General features: G+C 74.4%; 17 protein-coding genes. 9 read left to right on the top strand and 8 right to left on the bottom strand.

Features of this window, described 5'->3' with window-relative positions:
• Nucleotides 1-128 precede the first annotated feature (128 nt).
• The gene (locus EF903_RS16900) at nt 129-1817 is read left to right on the top strand and encodes a phospholipase D-like domain-containing protein (RefSeq protein ID WP_125544064.1); all 1689 of its coding nucleotides are present in this window, start codon (nt 129-131) and stop codon (nt 1815-1817) included.
• Nucleotides 1818-1879: 62 nt separating this feature from the next.
• Here the strand turns inward: EF903_RS16900 and EF903_RS16895 are convergent, their stop codons facing one another.
• Entirely contained in the window at nt 1880-2380 is a 501-nt protein-coding gene (locus EF903_RS16895; protein ID WP_260615458.1) for a hypothetical protein, read from the bottom strand.
• A 317-nt stretch (nt 2381-2697) separates the two neighbouring features.
• Here EF903_RS16895 and EF903_RS16890 point away from each other — a divergent pair, with 317 nt between their 5' ends.
• The 3 genes from EF903_RS16890 to EF903_RS16880 all read left to right on the top strand — a co-directional run bounded on the left by EF903_RS16890 (nt 2698) and on the right by EF903_RS16880 (nt 5444).
• Nucleotides 2698-2946 (top strand): hypothetical protein, encoded by a 249-nt coding sequence (locus EF903_RS16890; RefSeq protein WP_125544063.1) that lies wholly within the window; start codon nt 2698-2700, stop codon nt 2944-2946.
• 131 nt (nt 2947-3077) lie between these two features.
• A complete protein-coding gene (locus tag EF903_RS16885; protein WP_125544062.1) occupies nt 3078-3770 on the top strand; it encodes an RraA family protein in 693 nt (230 codons plus the stop codon).
• 45 nt (nt 3771-3815) lie between these two features.
• Nucleotides 3816-5444, top strand: a complete 1629-nt coding sequence (locus EF903_RS16880; RefSeq protein WP_125544061.1) for an AMP-binding protein — start codon at nt 3816-3818, stop codon at nt 5442-5444.
• Between the two features lie 14 nt (nt 5445-5458).
• Here EF903_RS16880 and EF903_RS16875 read toward each other — a convergent pair whose 3' ends face one another.
• Nucleotides 5459-5788: a putative quinol monooxygenase gene (locus EF903_RS16875; RefSeq protein ID WP_125544060.1), complete on the bottom strand. Its 330-nt coding sequence runs from the start codon at nt 5786-5788 to the stop codon at nt 5459-5461.
• A gap of 183 nt (nt 5789-5971) precedes the next feature.
• Nucleotides 5972-6811, bottom strand: a complete 840-nt coding sequence (locus EF903_RS16870) for an IclR family transcriptional regulator (protein WP_125544059.1) — start codon at nt 6809-6811, stop codon at nt 5972-5974.
• 148 nt (nt 6812-6959) lie between these two features.
• Between EF903_RS16870 and EF903_RS16865 the strand changes: the two genes are divergently transcribed.
• Nucleotides 6960-7658 (top strand): hemerythrin domain-containing protein, encoded by a 699-nt coding sequence (locus EF903_RS16865; protein ID WP_185902697.1) that lies wholly within the window; start codon nt 6960-6962, stop codon nt 7656-7658.
• Nucleotides 7646-8017 carry an anhydro-N-acetylmuramic acid kinase gene (locus EF903_RS16860; RefSeq protein ID WP_399421033.1) on the top strand — a complete coding sequence of 124 codons (372 nt, stop codon included), beginning with the start codon at nt 7646-7648 and terminating at the stop codon, nt 8015-8017. The genes EF903_RS16865 and EF903_RS16860 overlap by 13 nt, the downstream gene beginning before the upstream one ends.
• Nucleotides 8018-8021: 4 nt before the next feature.
• On the opposite strand, the gene EF903_RS16855 is transcribed toward EF903_RS16860, so the two are convergent.
• The 4 genes from EF903_RS16855 to EF903_RS16845 form a co-directional block, all read right to left on the bottom strand.
• The gene (locus EF903_RS16855; RefSeq protein ID WP_125544056.1) at nt 8022-8756 is read right to left on the bottom strand and encodes an SOS response-associated peptidase; all 735 of its coding nucleotides are present in this window, start codon (nt 8754-8756) and stop codon (nt 8022-8024) included.
• A 213-nt stretch (nt 8757-8969) separates the two neighbouring features.
• Nucleotides 8970-10610: a phosphoglucomutase (alpha-D-glucose-1,6-bisphosphate-dependent) gene (gene pgm, locus EF903_RS16850; RefSeq protein WP_125544065.1), complete on the bottom strand. Its 1641-nt coding sequence runs from the start codon at nt 10608-10610 to the stop codon at nt 8970-8972.
• Nucleotides 10611-10705: 95 nt separating this feature from the next.
• On the bottom strand, nt 10706-10972 hold the full coding sequence (locus EF903_RS34110; RefSeq protein ID WP_185902696.1) for a hypothetical protein: 267 nt from the start codon (nt 10970-10972) through the stop codon (nt 10706-10708).
• A gap of 155 nt (nt 10973-11127) precedes the next feature.
• Nucleotides 11128-11538: an organic hydroperoxide resistance protein gene (locus tag EF903_RS16845; protein WP_114056228.1), complete on the bottom strand. Its 411-nt coding sequence runs from the start codon at nt 11536-11538 to the stop codon at nt 11128-11130.
• Between the two features lie 127 nt (nt 11539-11665).
• Here EF903_RS16845 and EF903_RS16840 point away from each other — a divergent pair, with 127 nt between their 5' ends.
• The 3 genes from EF903_RS16840 to EF903_RS16830 all read left to right on the top strand — a co-directional run bounded on the left by EF903_RS16840 (nt 11666) and on the right by EF903_RS16830 (nt 13528).
• Nucleotides 11666-12139, top strand: coding sequence for a MarR family winged helix-turn-helix transcriptional regulator (locus tag EF903_RS16840; RefSeq protein ID WP_125544055.1), 474 nt, complete (start codon nt 11666-11668; stop codon nt 12137-12139).
• 45 nt (nt 12140-12184) lie between these two features.
• A complete protein-coding gene (locus EF903_RS16835; RefSeq protein ID WP_125544054.1) occupies nt 12185-12571 on the top strand; it encodes a VOC family protein in 387 nt (128 codons plus the stop codon).
• 219 nt (nt 12572-12790) lie between these two features.
• On the top strand, nt 12791-13528 hold the full coding sequence (locus EF903_RS16830; RefSeq protein WP_125544053.1) for a dienelactone hydrolase family protein: 738 nt from the start codon (nt 12791-12793) through the stop codon (nt 13526-13528).
• A gap of 38 nt (nt 13529-13566) precedes the next feature.
• Here EF903_RS16830 and EF903_RS16825 read toward each other — a convergent pair.
• On the bottom strand, nt 13567-13985 hold a 419-nt coding region (locus EF903_RS16825; protein WP_125544052.1), incomplete at its 5' end, for a DUF1259 domain-containing protein.

The raw sequence follows: 13985 nt of genomic DNA, 5'->3' as shown, positions 1-13985 counted from the left end.
GAGTTGGCGGGGTGGCCGAAAGGTGCTCATCGGATTCTTCGCCCATCTGACCGAGTGGTAACTTCCGCGAGTTGATCTTGCCGGGCCCCCTCTGCGGCGACGGCGATCCCTCCTGCAAGGAAGTCACATTGCACCGCCATACCCTTTTCCGCCCTTCCGCCCTCGCCACCCGCGCCGCGGTCGGGGCGGCCCTGCTGGCCCTGTGCGCCGCCGGCCCCGCCGCGGCCGCCCCGGGCAACGGCCCCGCCCCGGCCCAGGGCGCGGCCCCGCACCTCGACTCCGTCGAGCAGATGCTCCGCCAGGTCTCCCCCGGCCTCGAGGGCACGGTGTGGGAGCGGACCTCGGGCAACGCCCTCGACGCCTCCACCGCGGGCGGCGGCGACTGGCTGCTCCAGACGCCCGGCTGCTGGGGCGACGACACCTGCGCCTCCCGCCCCGGCGCCGAGCGCCTCCTCGCGAAGACGACGGAGAACATCGCCCAGGCCACACGGACAGTCGACATATCGACCCTCGCCCCGTTCCCGAACGGAGGCTTCCAGGACGCGATCGTCGCCGGACTCAAGTCCGCCGCCGCGCGCGGGAACAGGCTCAAGGTGCGCATCCTCGTCGGCGCCGCGCCCGTCTACCACGCGAACGTGGTGCCGTCGAAGTACCGCGACGAGCTGGTCGCCAAGCTCGGCCCCGACGCCGCCTCCCGGATCGACCTGAACGTCGCCTCCATGACCACGTCGAAGACGGCGTTCTCCTGGAACCACTCCAAGCTCCTCGTGGTCGACGGCAGCTCCGTCGTCACCGGCGGCATCAACAGCTGGAAGGACGACTACCTGGAGACCGCGCACCCCGTCGCCGACGTCTCCCTGGCGCTGCGCGGTCCGGCCGCCGGCACGGCCGGCCGGTACCTCGACGAGCTGTGGTCCTGGACCTGCCGGAACAAGAGCAACTTCGCGAGCGTCTGGTTCGCCTCCTCGAACGGCGCCGCGTGCATGCCCGCCCTGGCCGGCGAGAACACCGCCGCCGCGGCGACCGCCGCGCCCGGGACGGGCGCCCGCAGCGGCCCGGCCGGCGCCGGCGGCGGAGTCCCGGCCATCGCCGTCGGCGGCCTCGGCGTCGGCATCAAGCGCAACGACCCCGCGTCGGCCTTCCGGCCGGCCCTGCCCACCGCCCCCGACACCAAGTGCGGCGTCGTGGGCCTCCACGACAACACCAACGCCGATCGCGACTACGACACCGTCAATCCGGAGGAGAGCGCCCTGCGGACGCTCATCTCCAGCGCCGAGCGGCACATCGAGATCTCCCAGCAGGACATGAACGCGACCTGCCCGCCCCTGCCGCGCTACGACATCCGCGTCTACGACGCGCTCGCCGCGAAGATGGCCGCCGGCGTCAAGGTCCGCATCGTGGTCAGCGACCCGGAGAACCGGGGCGCCGTCGGCAGCGGCGGCTACTCCCAGATCAAGTCGCTCTCGGAGATCAGCGACGTCCTGCGTGCCCGCCTGGCGCTGCTGACGGGCGACCAGGCCAAGGCCAAGGCCGCGATGTGCTCCACCCTCCAGCTGGCCACCTTCCGCGGCTCGAAGAGCCCGAAGTGGGCCGACGGCCGCCCGTATGCCCAGCACCACAAGCTGGTGGCCGTGGACGGATCGGCGTTCTACATCGGCTCCAAGAACCTCTACCCGGCGTGGCTCCAGGACTTCGGCTACATCGTGGAGAACCCCGCGGCGGCCGGCCAGCTGAACGACCAGCTGCTCGCCCCGCAGTGGCGCTTCTCCCGTGACACCGCCACCTTCGACCACGAGCGCGGCGTCTGCCAGGGCTGATCCCGCGGCCGCACCGGGCCCGCCCGCCCGCCCGAGTCCGCGCGGGCGGGCGGGCCCTCCGCTCAGCGGAAGAGCATCGAGGCGCCGCCGGCGGCCGTGGTCACCGAACCCGGACACAGGAAGCTGCCCGAGACCTTCGTCGCCGTGAATGCCTGGTTGACGTACTTGCGGGTGTCGCCCTCCCGGTTCCAGGTGATGCCGGCGGCCTTGTAGCGGCAGGAGATGAAGCTCTGCTTGCCGGTGATGTCGATGACGTCCGTCCGGGCGGTGCCGGCGGCGTCGTCGAAGGTGAACTGCGGGTCGTTGTTGAGGGTCGCCGTGATCCCGCCCGCGCAGCTCAGGTTGCCGCCGGGGGCGTTGATGCTGGTGCGGTCGACGGTGAGGGTGCTCGGGGGGTTGGCGCTGGTGCGTGCGTTGGTCCACGTACAGGTGTTGCCCGCCACCGCGATGGACCCGTCGAGCCGCTGTTCGGCCGAGGGGCCGAGGGCGGCGGCGGGTACCGCGGTGCCGGCGAGCAGTCCGGCCGCCAGGACGGTCAGTGCGGGCCAAGTCGCCATCTTCATCTGTCGCTCCTCTTCGCCACGTCCTCGTGGGGTGTGACGCGCGGCCGCGGGAGGGCCGCGCGGGCGTGCGCCCGGGTGGGCGGAGGCGGTGTCCGGCCCGGACCGGGGGAGAGAGCCGTGCGACGTGCGAGGGGAAGGTCCCACGAAGACCTTGAAATGTCAGGTGCACGTCACCCCTGGCTTGTCATTTGTCCGAATCCCGCCCTTCGCGGCCGCCCCCTCCGGCGGCCTGAAAGGCCGGCCGGCCCGCCGCCCGCCGCCCGCCGTCCGACCGCCCTCCGGATGCGGTCCCGCCCGACCCGGCGGAGGCTGGCCCCATGCACCACGCCCCGATCCTCGTCCACCGGATCGCACCAGCCGGCGGCCGCCGCGTCTCCCTGCGCGCCGAGGGCCGGGACACCGTCCTCGGTCTCGCCCGCAGCGACGCCGACGTCATCGAGCTCCTGCGCCGGGCCGGCGTGCCCGACCCCGACGAGACGGTCCTCGGCGACTCGCCGCTCGTCGAATGGATGGTCGACGACCCGCACGCCTACGAGGCGGAACCCTCCGACACCGACATCCCCTGAGCAGCACCCCTGCCGCCCCGCGGCCCGGCACCATGGAGGACGGCCGGCCGCCCGGACCCCTCCCCGCCGCGGCCGCGACCCGCCGACCGCGACCGCCCGCGGCGGTCCGCACTCCGAAAGGGAACGGGCCCATGCTGAAGGACTTCGCCGACCTGTCCACCCCCCTTCTCGCCGACGCGTGCGTACGCACCGGCACACCCCTGCGCGTCGCGCCGCCCGGCATCGCCGCCGTCGTGCCCGGCCACCGCATCGCCGGCCCCGCCCTGCCGGTGCGACACCACGGCAGCGTCGACGTGTTCCTGGAGGCCTACGGCCGGGCCCGCCCCGGCGACGTCCTGGTCATCGACAACGGCGGCCGCGACGACGAGGCCTGCATCGGCGACCTCGCCGTCCTCGAAGCCGGGCACGCCGGCGTCTCCGGCATCGCCGTGTGGGGACTGCACCGCGACACCCCCGAGCTGGCCGAGATCGGCCTGCCCGTCTTCAGCTACGGCACCCACCCCGCCGGCCCCGTCCGACTCGACGACCCCGAACCGGACGCCGCCGCCGGCGCCCGCTTCGGACCGCACCTCGTGACCGACCGGGACATCGTCTTCGGCGACGCCGACGGCGTCCTCTTCGCCGAGGCGTCCCAGGTGGAGGAACTCCTGGACACGGCCCGGCACATCATGCGGACGGAACGCGAACAGGCCCGCCTCATCCGGGCCGGCCGCAGCCTCCGCAGCCAGACCGCCTTCGAGGACTACCTGGTCCTCCGCGAGGCCGACCCCTCGTACACCTTCCGCCGCCACCTCCGAAGCCTCGGCGGCGCCATCGAGGAGTGACCTCCGGGCCGCTAGGATGCACCGCCACCGATCGAGGAGGAACGTGTGTCCGCTGCGTCGAGCTATGCGTCCGGTGCCTGCGAAGTACCCCTGCTGGGCGACACCATCGGGGAGAACCTGGACCGCACCGTACGCCGGTTCCCCGACCGCGACGCCCTCGTCGAGACGACAACCGGGCGCCGCTGGACGTACGCGGAGTTCGGGGCCGACGTCGACGCCCTGGCCCTCGGCCTCCTCGGCCTCGGCATCGCCAAGGGCGACCGCGTCGGCATCTGGGCCCCCAACCGGGCCGAGTGGACGCTGATCCAGTACGCCACCGCCAAGATCGGCGCGATCCTGGTCACCGTCAACCCGGCCTACCGCGCCCACGAGTTGGAGTACGTGGTCCGGCAGTCCGGGATGCGGCTGCTCATCGCCGCCGAACGCTTCAAGACCTCCGACTACGCCGCCATGATCGCCGAAGTGCGGCCGAACTGCCCGGCGCTGGAGTCCACCGTCCTGCTCGACGGCCCCGACCACGAGGCCCTCCTCGCGCGCGGCCGCACCGCCGACCCCGCCCGACTGGCCCGTGCGGCCGCCGAACTGAGCCCCGACGACCCGATCAACATCCAGTACACCTCGGGCACGACGGGCTTCCCCAAAGGCGCGACCCTGTCGCACCACAACATCCTCAACAACGGCTACTTCGTCGGCGAGCTCTGCCACTACACCGAACAGGACCGGGTCTGCATCCCCGTCCCGTTCTACCACTGCTTCGGCATGGTCATGGGAAACCTGGCCTGCACGAGCCACGGCGCCGCCATGGTCATCCCCGCCCCGTCGTTCGACCCGGCGGCCACCCTCGCCGCCGTCCAGGCCGAGGCGTGCACCTCCCTGTACGGGGTCCCCACCATGTTCATCGCCGAACTCGCCGACCCCGCCTTCGACACCCACGACCTCACCAGCCTGCGCACCGGCATCATGGCGGGCTCACCCTGCCCCGTGGAGGTGATGAAGGAGGTCATCGACCGCATGGGCATGGCCGAGGTGTCCATCTGCTACGGGATGACGGAGACCTCCCCCGTCTCGACGCAGACCCGCGCCGACGACTCCGTGGAGCGCCGCGTGTCCACCGTCGGCCGCGTCGGACCGCACCTGGAGGTCAAGGTCGTCGACCCGGACACCGGCCGGACCGTCCCGCGCGGCGAACCGGGCGAACTGTGCACCCGCGGCTACTCCGTCATGCTCGGCTACTGGGGCGAGCCCGAACGCACCGCGGAAGCCGTCGACGCCGCCCGCTGGATGCACACCGGCGACCTCGCCGTCATGGACGAGGACGGCTACCTCGCCATCACCGGCCGGATCAAGGACATGGTCATCCGCGGCGGGGAGAACGTGTACCCGCGGGAAGTCGAGGAATTCCTGCACACCCACCCGGACGTCCTCGACGTCCAGGTCGTCGGAGTACCCGACGCCAAGTACGGCGAGGAGCTGATGGCCTGGGTTCGGATGCGGGAGGGAGCCGAACCGCTCACGGCGGAAGCCGTCCGCGCGTACTGCGACGGACGGCTGGCGCACTTCAAGGTCCCGCGGTACGTCCACGTCGTCGACGAGTTCCCGATGACGGTGACGGGGAAGGTCCGCAAGGTGGAGATGCGCGAGGCGGCAGCCCGCCTGCTCGGCACCTCCACCTGACGGGCCGACCGCGCTCAGGCCTCGCGCGGGGACAGCTCGGCCATCGCACTCCAGCCCTGGCCGGGCACCTCGACGTGGATGATCTCCGGCGTGCTCGCGATGGCCCCGGCCATCGCCTCCATGCCGGCCTTGAAATGGTCGGAGGCCACGTGCGCGGCCCCCGCCTCGGCGTCGGCGAACGCCTCCAGGAGCGTGTACTTGTTCGGGTCGTCGACGCTGCGCGACCAGTCGTAGAAGAGGTTGCCCGGCTCGTTGCGGGTGGCCTGCGTGAAGTCGTCGACGATCGCGAGCCACTCGTCACTGAACTCGGGGCGGACGTCGAACCTGACGGCGATGAAGATCATGCGTCCCAGCCTGACAGCCCGCCGTCCCCGCCGCACGCACGGACGGCCGGAATTCCGGCATCGTCGGAATATCGGGCCTTGTCGGAGGACCGGATCGCCGGTGGACCCGGTGGATGCGGTGGACCCGGCGGATGCGGCGAACCCGGCGGACCCGGCGGATGCGGGCGCCGGGTGGCGCGGCCGTCAGGCCGCCCCGCCGCTCCCGGGCGCCGCCTCGCCGCTCCCGGGCGCCGCCGCGGCGGCCGCGGCGCGCGCCGCCGCACGGACGAGCGCGGCCCGCAGCTCCGCGGGCCGGCGACGGTACTCCTCGCTCGGCAGCGACACCGACAGAGCGTGCACAGGCCCGGCCCCCGCACCCGCCGCACCTGTCCTACCCGCCGCAACCGCCCCGCGGGGCAAAGCCACCGCCAGACAGGTGAACGCCGGGTCCGCCTCACCCTCCGACACCGCGAAGCCCTGCCCCCGCACCCGCGCCAACTCCGCCTCCAGGACATCGGCCCGCGTGATCGTCGCCCCCGTCAGCCGGGCCATCCCGTGCTCGGCCAGATACCGCCGCAGCAGCGGCCGCGGCAATTCCGCCAGCAGCGCCTTGCCATGGGCCGTGGCATGCGCGCGGGTTTCCCGGCCGGGCGTGAACGGATTGCCGGTGTCCGTGACCGGCGCCGTCGTGTCCATCACCGTGATCAGCCCCCCGCGGTACGCCGTGTAGTACGCCTCCGCGCCCGTGGCCCGCCGCAGCCCTGCCAACAGCCCCGCCATCCGCGGAGCCGGCTCCGAATCCCGCCGCAGACTCCGGTGCAGCCCCGGGATCCGGGGGCCCAGCGCGTACCCGCGGGCGGTGCGTACCACGTACCCGCGGGCCGTGAGCGGCCCCAGCAGGTGGTACGCCGTCGACAGCGAACACCCCAGCCGCCGCGCCAGCACCTTGGCGTTGACCGGCCCGGCCGCGTCCGCCACGGCGTCGAGGATGGCCAGGGCGCGGTCGACGGACTGCGGACCGGTACCGGGACCGGGATACGGCATCGTGGATTCCCCAGGGTGGACGACGGAGCGGCGCAGGACCGCCCTGCGCGCGTACGTACGGGCATTCGAGACGAAGAGCCTACGGGTAGGCGCGGGCGTTCATCGAACGTTGACCGGACGGACAGCCCGGGCGCGCACAGTCGTACGCATGAACAGCGAACGTGTCACCACGGCAGCCCCGCGAGGTCTGCGGGCGGTTCCCGACCTGACCGGCCTCCGGCTCGCCCACCGGGCGATCCTCGCCGACGCCGACCGGCTCGCCGGGCTGCTCGCGGACCTCGCCGCCGGGGCACGCCCGGTGTCGCCCGAGCGGGCCGCCGCCATCGCCGCGTACCTGCGCCGCTACAACCGCGCCGTCCGCGCCCACCATCGGGGCGAGGCCGAGATCCTGTGGCCGCTGGTCCTGGACGCCGCAGCCGACCCCGCGGGGGCCATCGCCGACATCGTCCGCTTCGTCGACGACCACCGCGCACTGGAGGCCCTGCAAACCGCCGCCGACGCGGCCGCCGACGGCTTCGCCACCGACCCGGCCCACGGCGCGCCGGAACTGGCGGCACTGCTCGCGCGCCGGCGCGACCTGCTGATCGATCACATCCGGGCTGAGGAGGAACACCTGCTCCCGGTCATCACGGCCCAGATCCCGGGGGCGGCCTATGCGGCCGCGGAGGCGGCCATCGCGAGGGCCGGAAGGCCGGGGACCGCCAGGGCCGGGGAGGTGGACGGGGACGCGGACTGGGTACGCGGCTGGCTGCTGAGCCACGCGACGGCGGAGGAAGTACGGCGTCTGCTTCGCGGGCGGGCGGGGGCGGGGGCGCCCCCGCCGGGGAGGATCTGGTGGCGACGCTGACCCTGCTGACGGCGCGGACGGTCGCGGAGGCGCTGCGGCCGCTGGGTGCGACCGAGGTGTTCGTGTCGGGCGGCGGGGTGCGCAATCCGACCCTGATGGGCATGCTCCGCGCCGAGCTCGGGCCGTCCGGGGCGGCGGTGCGCGGGTCGCAGGAGCTGGGGCTTGCGGCGGCGGCGAAGGAGGCGTACGCGTTCGCCGTGCTCGGCTGGCTGACGCTGCACGGGCTGCCGGGCAGCGCGCCGGACTGTACGGGGGCGGGCGGCCCCCGGGTGCTGGGCTCGCTGACGCCGGGGCGGCGCCCGCTGCGGCTTCCGGAGCGGCCGGAGCGGGAGCCGCACGCGCTCGCCGTGTGCGGGTAGCGGTTCAGGCGGCGGGGGCGGGTTCCAGGAGGTGGGGGCCGTTGTTGCGGACGCTGTTGACGGCGGTGGAGACGGCCCGCACCTCCAGGCGGCCGCCGGCGGGGGTGTGGAGGAGGGCGCGCAGGGCGTCGGCGTCCTGGTGGGCGGGGTCGAGCCAGGCGTCGTAGTCGTCCGGGTCGAGGGCGAGCGGCATGCGCGGGTGGATGCGGCCGGCCGCGTCGGCGGCCTCGGTGGTGATGATCGTGGCGGTGGCGAGCCAGGCCGCGGGGTCGTCCTCGTCGGTGACGGCCGGGTCGCGCCAGAACTCGTAGAGGCCGGCCATGGCCATGACGGAGGAGTCCTCGGGGGCGATGAAGTAGGGCTGCTTGTAGGCCTTGGCGGTGGCGGTCGCGGGCACGGACCGCCATTCGTAGAAGCCGTCCGCGGGCAGCAGGCAGCGGCGGCGGGTGAAGGCGCGGCGGAAGGCGGGCTTCTCGTGGACCGTCTCCACGCGCGCGTTGATCATGCGGGCGGCGCCGCCGGGGTCCTTGGACCAGGAGGGGACGAGGCCCCAGCGCAGGGTGCGCAGGCGGCGGTCCGGCTCGCCGGTGTCGCGGTCGGGCCGCTCCAGCACGGCCCAGACGGGGTCCGTGGGGGCGACGTTCCAGCTGGGGGCGAGCTCCTCCCGGGGCTCCAGGCGGGCCCGGAACAGGCCGGCGAGGTCCTCGGGCGCCCGTGACGAGGCGTACCGTCCGCACATGGCATCCACTGTGCCATCCCGCGGCCGGCGCCGCGGGCGCGGGGAACAAGGAGGGGTACGTGCCCGCAGCCGCCGGGGCGACCGCCCGGGCCGCTCACCGCAGGCGGCCGCCGCTTCCAGCGTAGGCCGCCGCGCCGGGTGCCGACACCGGGCGGCCGGCCCCGCCCGCCGGGCCGGCGGCCGGCGGGCGGGGCGGGCAGGCGGGCAGGCGGGTCAGGACGCGAGGGCGGTGGCGACGACCGCGCGGGCCTCCTCCTGGACGCGGGCCAGGTGGTCGGGTCCGCGGAAGGACTCGGCGTAGATCTTGTAGACGTCCTCCGTGCCCGACGGGCGCGCCGCGAACCAGGCGTTCTCGGTGGCGACCTTGATGCCGCCGATCGCGGCGCCGTTGCCGGGGGCGTGCGTGAGGACGGCGGTGACGGGTTCGCCCGCGAGGGTGTCGGCGGTGACCTGTTCGGGAGAGAGCCGCGCCAGCACCGCCTTCTCCTCGCGGTCGGCGGGCGCGTCGATGCGCGCGTACGCGGGCTCGCCGAACCGTTCCGCCAGGCCGGCGTAGCGCTCGCTGGGGGTGCGGCCGGTCACGGCGAGCATCTCGGAGGCGAGCAGGGCGAGGATGATGCCGTCCTTGTCGGTGGTCCACACCGAGCCGTCACGCCGCAGGAAGGAGGCGCCGGCGGACTCCTCGCCGCCGAAGCCGAGCGTGCCGGCGGCCAGCCCGTCCACGAACCACTTGAACCCGACGGGCACTTCGACGAGGGCGCGGCCGAGGTCGGCGGCGACCCGGTCGATCATCCCGGAGGAGACGAGGGTCTTGCCGACGGCCGCCGTGCCCGGCCAGTCGGCGCGGTGGCGGTACAGGTAGTCGATGGCGGTGGCGAGGTAGTGGTTGGGGTTCATCAGGCCGCCGTCGGGGGTGACGATGCCGTGCCGGTCGGCGTCGGCGTCGTTGCCTGTGGCGATGGCGAACCGGTCGCGGCCCTCGATCAGCGAGGCCATGGCGTACGGGGAGGAGCAGTCCATGCGGATCTTCCCGTCCCAGTCGAGCGTCATGAACCGCCAGGTGGGGTCGGTGCGCGGGTTGACGACGGTGAGGTCGAGGCGGTGCTCCTCGGCGATGCGCTGCCAGTAGGCCACGGAGGCGCCGCCGAGGGGGTCGGCGCCGATCCGGACGCCGGCGGCGCGGACCGCGTCGAGGTCGAGGACGGAGGGCAGGTCGCGGACGTACGCGCCGAGGTAGTCGTACGTCGCGGTGGTGGAGGCGGCCCGGGCGCGGGTGTAGGGCATCCGCAGGACGTCCTTCATGCCGCCGGCGATGAGCTCGTTGGCGCGTTCCTGGATCCAGCCGGTGGCGTCGGAGCCGGCCGGGCCGCCGTGGGGCGGGTTGTACTTGAAGCCGCCGTCGGCGGGCGGGTTGTGGGAGGGGGTGACGACGACGCCGTCGGCGAGGCCGGAGGTCCGGCCGCGGTTGTGGGTGAGGACGGCGTGCGAGACGGCGGGCGTCGGGGTGTAGCCGTCGGCGGGGTCGACGAGGACGGTGACGCCGTTGGCGGCGAAGACCTCCAGGGCCGTCGCCCGGGCGGGTTCGGAGAGGGCGTGGGTGTCGGCGCCGAGGAAGAGCGGGCCGTCGGTGCCCTGGCCGGCCCGGTACTCGCAGATCGCCTGGCTGGTGGCGGCGATGTGGTCCTCGTTGAAGGCGGTCGCCAGGGAGGACCCGCGGTGCCCGGAGGTGCCGAAGGCGACGCGCTGCGCGGGGTCCGCGGGGTCGGGGTGCAGGGTGTAGTACGCGGTGACGAGCCGGGCGACGTCGATCAGGTCGTCCGGGCCCGCCAGCTGCCCTGCTCGTTCGTTCGGCATGCGCCGGCTCCTCCGTACTGGTCCAACGGGAACAACACGGGCCATTGTCGCGTCGGCGGCGCGCGGCCGCACAGGCGCCCCCCGGCCTTCCTGCGTCACATGGGGCCGCGCTCCGCCGCGAGGGCGATGGAGCGGACCCAGGGGAGGTCGGCGAGCGCCTCGATGCCGTGCCGGGAGAGGGTCGCGGTGAGGTCGGTGCGGCCGACGGCCCCTTCGATGTCGAAGGCGAGGAGCCGTTCGCGCTGGTCCGCCGTGGGCGGTGAGCCGAGGCGGACGAGGACGTCGAGGTCGCGGGCGTGCGCGTCGCGGTCCTCCTCGTCGACCGCCCGGGCGAGTGCCGCGTCGAGTTTGCCGTAGTCCACGCCGTCCGCCTCCGCCGTCCTCGCAGGTGCCGGGAAATGCCGGGCGGCCCGCGGTCGGGGCCGGGGGCCGCCTCCAGGGTCGTCCCGTCCCGTACGGCCCGCACGGCGGGGCGGGCCGTACGGGCGGGCGGGGTAGGCGGGGCCGGCTGCTCCGCCTACTCGACGACGAGCTCGACGGGGATGTTGCCGCGGGTGGCCTTGGAGTAGGGGCAGACCTCGTGGGCCTGCTTGACGAGCAGGGCGCCGGTCTCGCCGGCCAGCGACTCGGGCAGTTCGATGCGCAGGGTGACGGCAAGGCCGAAGCCGGTGGCGTCCTTGCCGATGGAGGTCTCCGCGGTGACGGACACCTCGCCGGTGTCGACCTTGGCCTGTCGGCCGACGAGGCCGAGCGCGCTGGCGAAGCACGCCGCGTAGCCGGCGGCGAAGAGCTGCTCGGGGTTGGTGCCCTGGCCGTTGCCGCCGAGCGCCGGGGGCATGGCGAGCGCGAGGTCGATCTGGCCGTCCGAGCTGACGGTGCGGCCCTCGCGGCCGTTGGCGGTGGCGACGGCGGTGTACAGCGCGTCCATCGGGGGTCCTCTCGCGGTGGTGGTCCGGGCGGCCGGTGCGCCGCCTGGCGAGAACCAACTAGAGCACACAATTCAGTTGTGCACAACTCAATCGCTTGCCGCTGGCTTCCGGGCTACACTGGCCGGCATGACCGAGCAGCCCACCGACACCCCCCGCGACGAGGACTTCCTCCGCCTCGACAACCAGATCTGCTTCGCGCTGAACGCGGCGAGCCGCGCCTTCGGGGGCGTCTACCGGGTGGCTCTGAAGGACCTCGGCCTGACCTACCCGCAGTACCTGGTGATGCTCGTGCTGTGGGAGGACGGCACGACCCCCGTCAAACAGCTCGGCGCCCGCCTCCGGCTGGACTCGGGCACCCTCTCCCCGCTCCTGAAGCGGCTGGAGGCGGCCGGGCTGGTCCGCCGCGAGCGCAGCACCGAGGACGAGCGCTCCGTACACGCCGTCCTCACCGAGGCGGGCACCGGGCTGCGCGCCCGAGCGGCGGAGATCCCGCGGCGCATCGCCGCCGCCACCGGCTGCGACCTCGCCGAGATCCGCGACCTCCAGACGCGCCTGAACCGCCTGACCACCGCCCTCGACGCCGCCGCCGCACAGGTCTGACGGAGCTCCGGCGCACCGCGGCCCCGACGGCGTAGATTCGGCGGCATGGTGCACGTACTGGGCAGCAGGGTCCTGTTGACCCCCACGGATCCGGAGCGCTCGCGCGCCTTCTACGGCGGAGTGCTGGGGCTGGCGGTCTACCGCGAGTTCGGCACGGGGGCCGACCGGGGCACCGTGTACTTCCTCGGCGGCGGCTTCCTGGAGGTGTCCGGCCGGTCGGCCGCGCCTGCGACGCCCGGCCTGCGGCTGTGGCTCCAGGTCGCCGACGTGCAGGCCGCGTACGAGGAGTTGCGGGAGCGGGGCGCCGAGGTGCTGCGGCAGCCCGTGCGGGAACCGTGGGGGCTGGTCGAGATGTGGATCGCCGACCCGGACGGGGTCCGGATCGCGATCGTCGAGGTGCCCGAGGACCACCCGCTGCGCTACCGGCCATAGCCCCGGCGCACCTTGCCGTGCCGCCCCCGGTGAACGCCCCCGGGTGCCGAACGCCGGCGGGCGGGCCGCCCTGGAGCCGTCGCAGCCGCCACCCGGGCCGCTCGGCGCGGCGGGCGCCCGCGCCGCGGTCGGCGGCGGCTCCGGCGCGGCAGCCGTGCTGTTCCGCCGGGGGCGGAACACCACCCGGACCGGGCTCGGCGTTCCCTACAGTCCGGTCCCATGACGAGGATCACGACGCATACCGTCGAGTACCCGGCCGACGGCCTGACGATGGTCGGGCACCTCGCGCTGCCGGCCGGTGACGACCGCCGGCCCGCCGTGCTGCTCGGGCCGGAGGGCATGGGGCTCGGCGACGTCGAGCGCCGCCGGGCCGACGCCCTCGCCGAGCTGGGCTACGTGGCGCTGGCCTTCGACCTCCACGGCGGCCGCTACCTGGGGGACCCCGGGCAGATGCTGGCCCGTTGCATGCCGCTGCTCGCCGATCCCGACCGGATGCGGGGAATCGGCGGTGCGGCGCTCGACGTGTTGCGCGCCCACCCGCGGACCGACCCGGACCGCATCGCCGCCGTCGGCTACGGCACCGGGGGCGCCGTCGGGCTGGAGCTCGGGCGCGGCGGCGCCGACCTGCGCGCGATCGGGACGGTCAACGCACTGACCACGGGCCGACCGGGCGAGACGGCGCGCATCCGCTGCCCGGTGTGGGCCGGTGTCGGGTCGGAGGACCCGATCATGCCGCCCGCGCAACGCGACGCCTTCACCGCGGAGATGCGGGAGGCGGGGGTGGACTGGCGCCTCACGGTCTACGGCGGGGCCTTGCACGCCTTCCACCACCCGCCGGTCGACCACCCCGTGGTCCCCGGCGTCGGATTCCACCCGGCGCACGCGCGGCGCGCGTGGCGCGACGTCGTCGACCTGCTCGCCGAGTGCCTGCCCGTGACCGGGGGCCGGCGGGCATGATTGGGGCAGGCCGTGCCGCTTCCGCGCGCCCGCCGCCGTCAGCGGCGGGCGGGCGGGGCGGTGTTGGTGGCGTCGACGGCGTGGCGCAGGCCCCTCGCGAGGACGGCCGCGTCGTCCACGCCCCAGAAGTGGGTGTAGAAGAGGCGGGGTTCGTCCATCAGGCCGTGGTTGTGCAGCTCGATGACGGACAGGCCGCCGCGGCGCAGGGCCGGGAGGACGTGGTGGACCTCCTCGGCGGTCATCACGAAGTCGCCGTTCACGGCGGCCCGCCCACCGCCGAGGGGCTGGAAGGCGAGGACGGTGGCCATGCCGGTGGCAGCGGGCACGATGCGGTGCTCGTCGGTGACGGTCTCGCGGCGGCCGAAGGTGTACTTGTAGATGCCGCCGTCGTTGGTGCCGACGGCCCCGAGCGCGGCGTCCATGGCGGCGGTGTCCAGGTCGAGGGGCGGCGCGGCGG

Origin of the sequence: Streptomyces sp. WAC05292 (assembly GCF_003949955.1) — a bacterium.
Taxonomy (GTDB): Bacteria; Actinomycetota; Actinomycetes; order Streptomycetales; family Streptomycetaceae; genus Streptomyces; species Streptomyces globosus.
This window is presented reverse-complemented; position numbering and strand designations above follow the sequence as displayed.

Bases quoted from the DNA above. Each gene is read 5' to 3' on its own strand.
- EF903_RS16855 (WP_125544056.1), bottom strand. From the start codon at position 8,756: ATGTGCGGACGGTACGCCTCGTCACGGGCGCCCGAGGACCTCGCCGGC.
- EF903_RS16895 (WP_260615458.1), bottom strand. From the start codon at position 2,380: ATGAAGATGGCGACTTGGCCCGCACTGACCGTCCTGGCGGCCGGACTG.
- EF903_RS16890 (WP_125544063.1), top strand. From the start codon at position 2,698: ATGCACCACGCCCCGATCCTCGTCCACCGGATCGCACCAGCCGGCGGC.
- EF903_RS16835 (WP_125544054.1), top strand. From the start codon at position 12,185: ATGGTGCACGTACTGGGCAGCAGGGTCCTGTTGACCCCCACGGATCCG.
- EF903_RS16840 (WP_125544055.1), top strand. From the start codon at position 11,666: ATGACCGAGCAGCCCACCGACACCCCCCGCGACGAGGACTTCCTCCGC.
- EF903_RS16830 (WP_125544053.1), top strand. From the start codon at position 12,791: ATGACGAGGATCACGACGCATACCGTCGAGTACCCGGCCGACGGCCTG.
- pgm (WP_125544065.1), bottom strand. From the start codon at position 10,610: ATGCCGAACGAACGAGCAGGGCAGCTGGCGGGCCCGGACGACCTGATC.
- EF903_RS16865 (WP_185902697.1), top strand. From the start codon at position 6,960: ATGAACAGCGAACGTGTCACCACGGCAGCCCCGCGAGGTCTGCGGGCG.
- EF903_RS16875 (WP_125544060.1), bottom strand. From the start codon at position 5,788: ATGATCTTCATCGCCGTCAGGTTCGACGTCCGCCCCGAGTTCAGTGAC.
- EF903_RS16885 (WP_125544062.1), top strand. From the start codon at position 3,078: ATGCTGAAGGACTTCGCCGACCTGTCCACCCCCCTTCTCGCCGACGCG.
- EF903_RS16845 (WP_114056228.1), bottom strand. From the start codon at position 11,538: ATGGACGCGCTGTACACCGCCGTCGCCACCGCCAACGGCCGCGAGGGC.
- EF903_RS16870 (WP_125544059.1), bottom strand. From the start codon at position 6,811: ATGCCGTATCCCGGTCCCGGTACCGGTCCGCAGTCCGTCGACCGCGCC.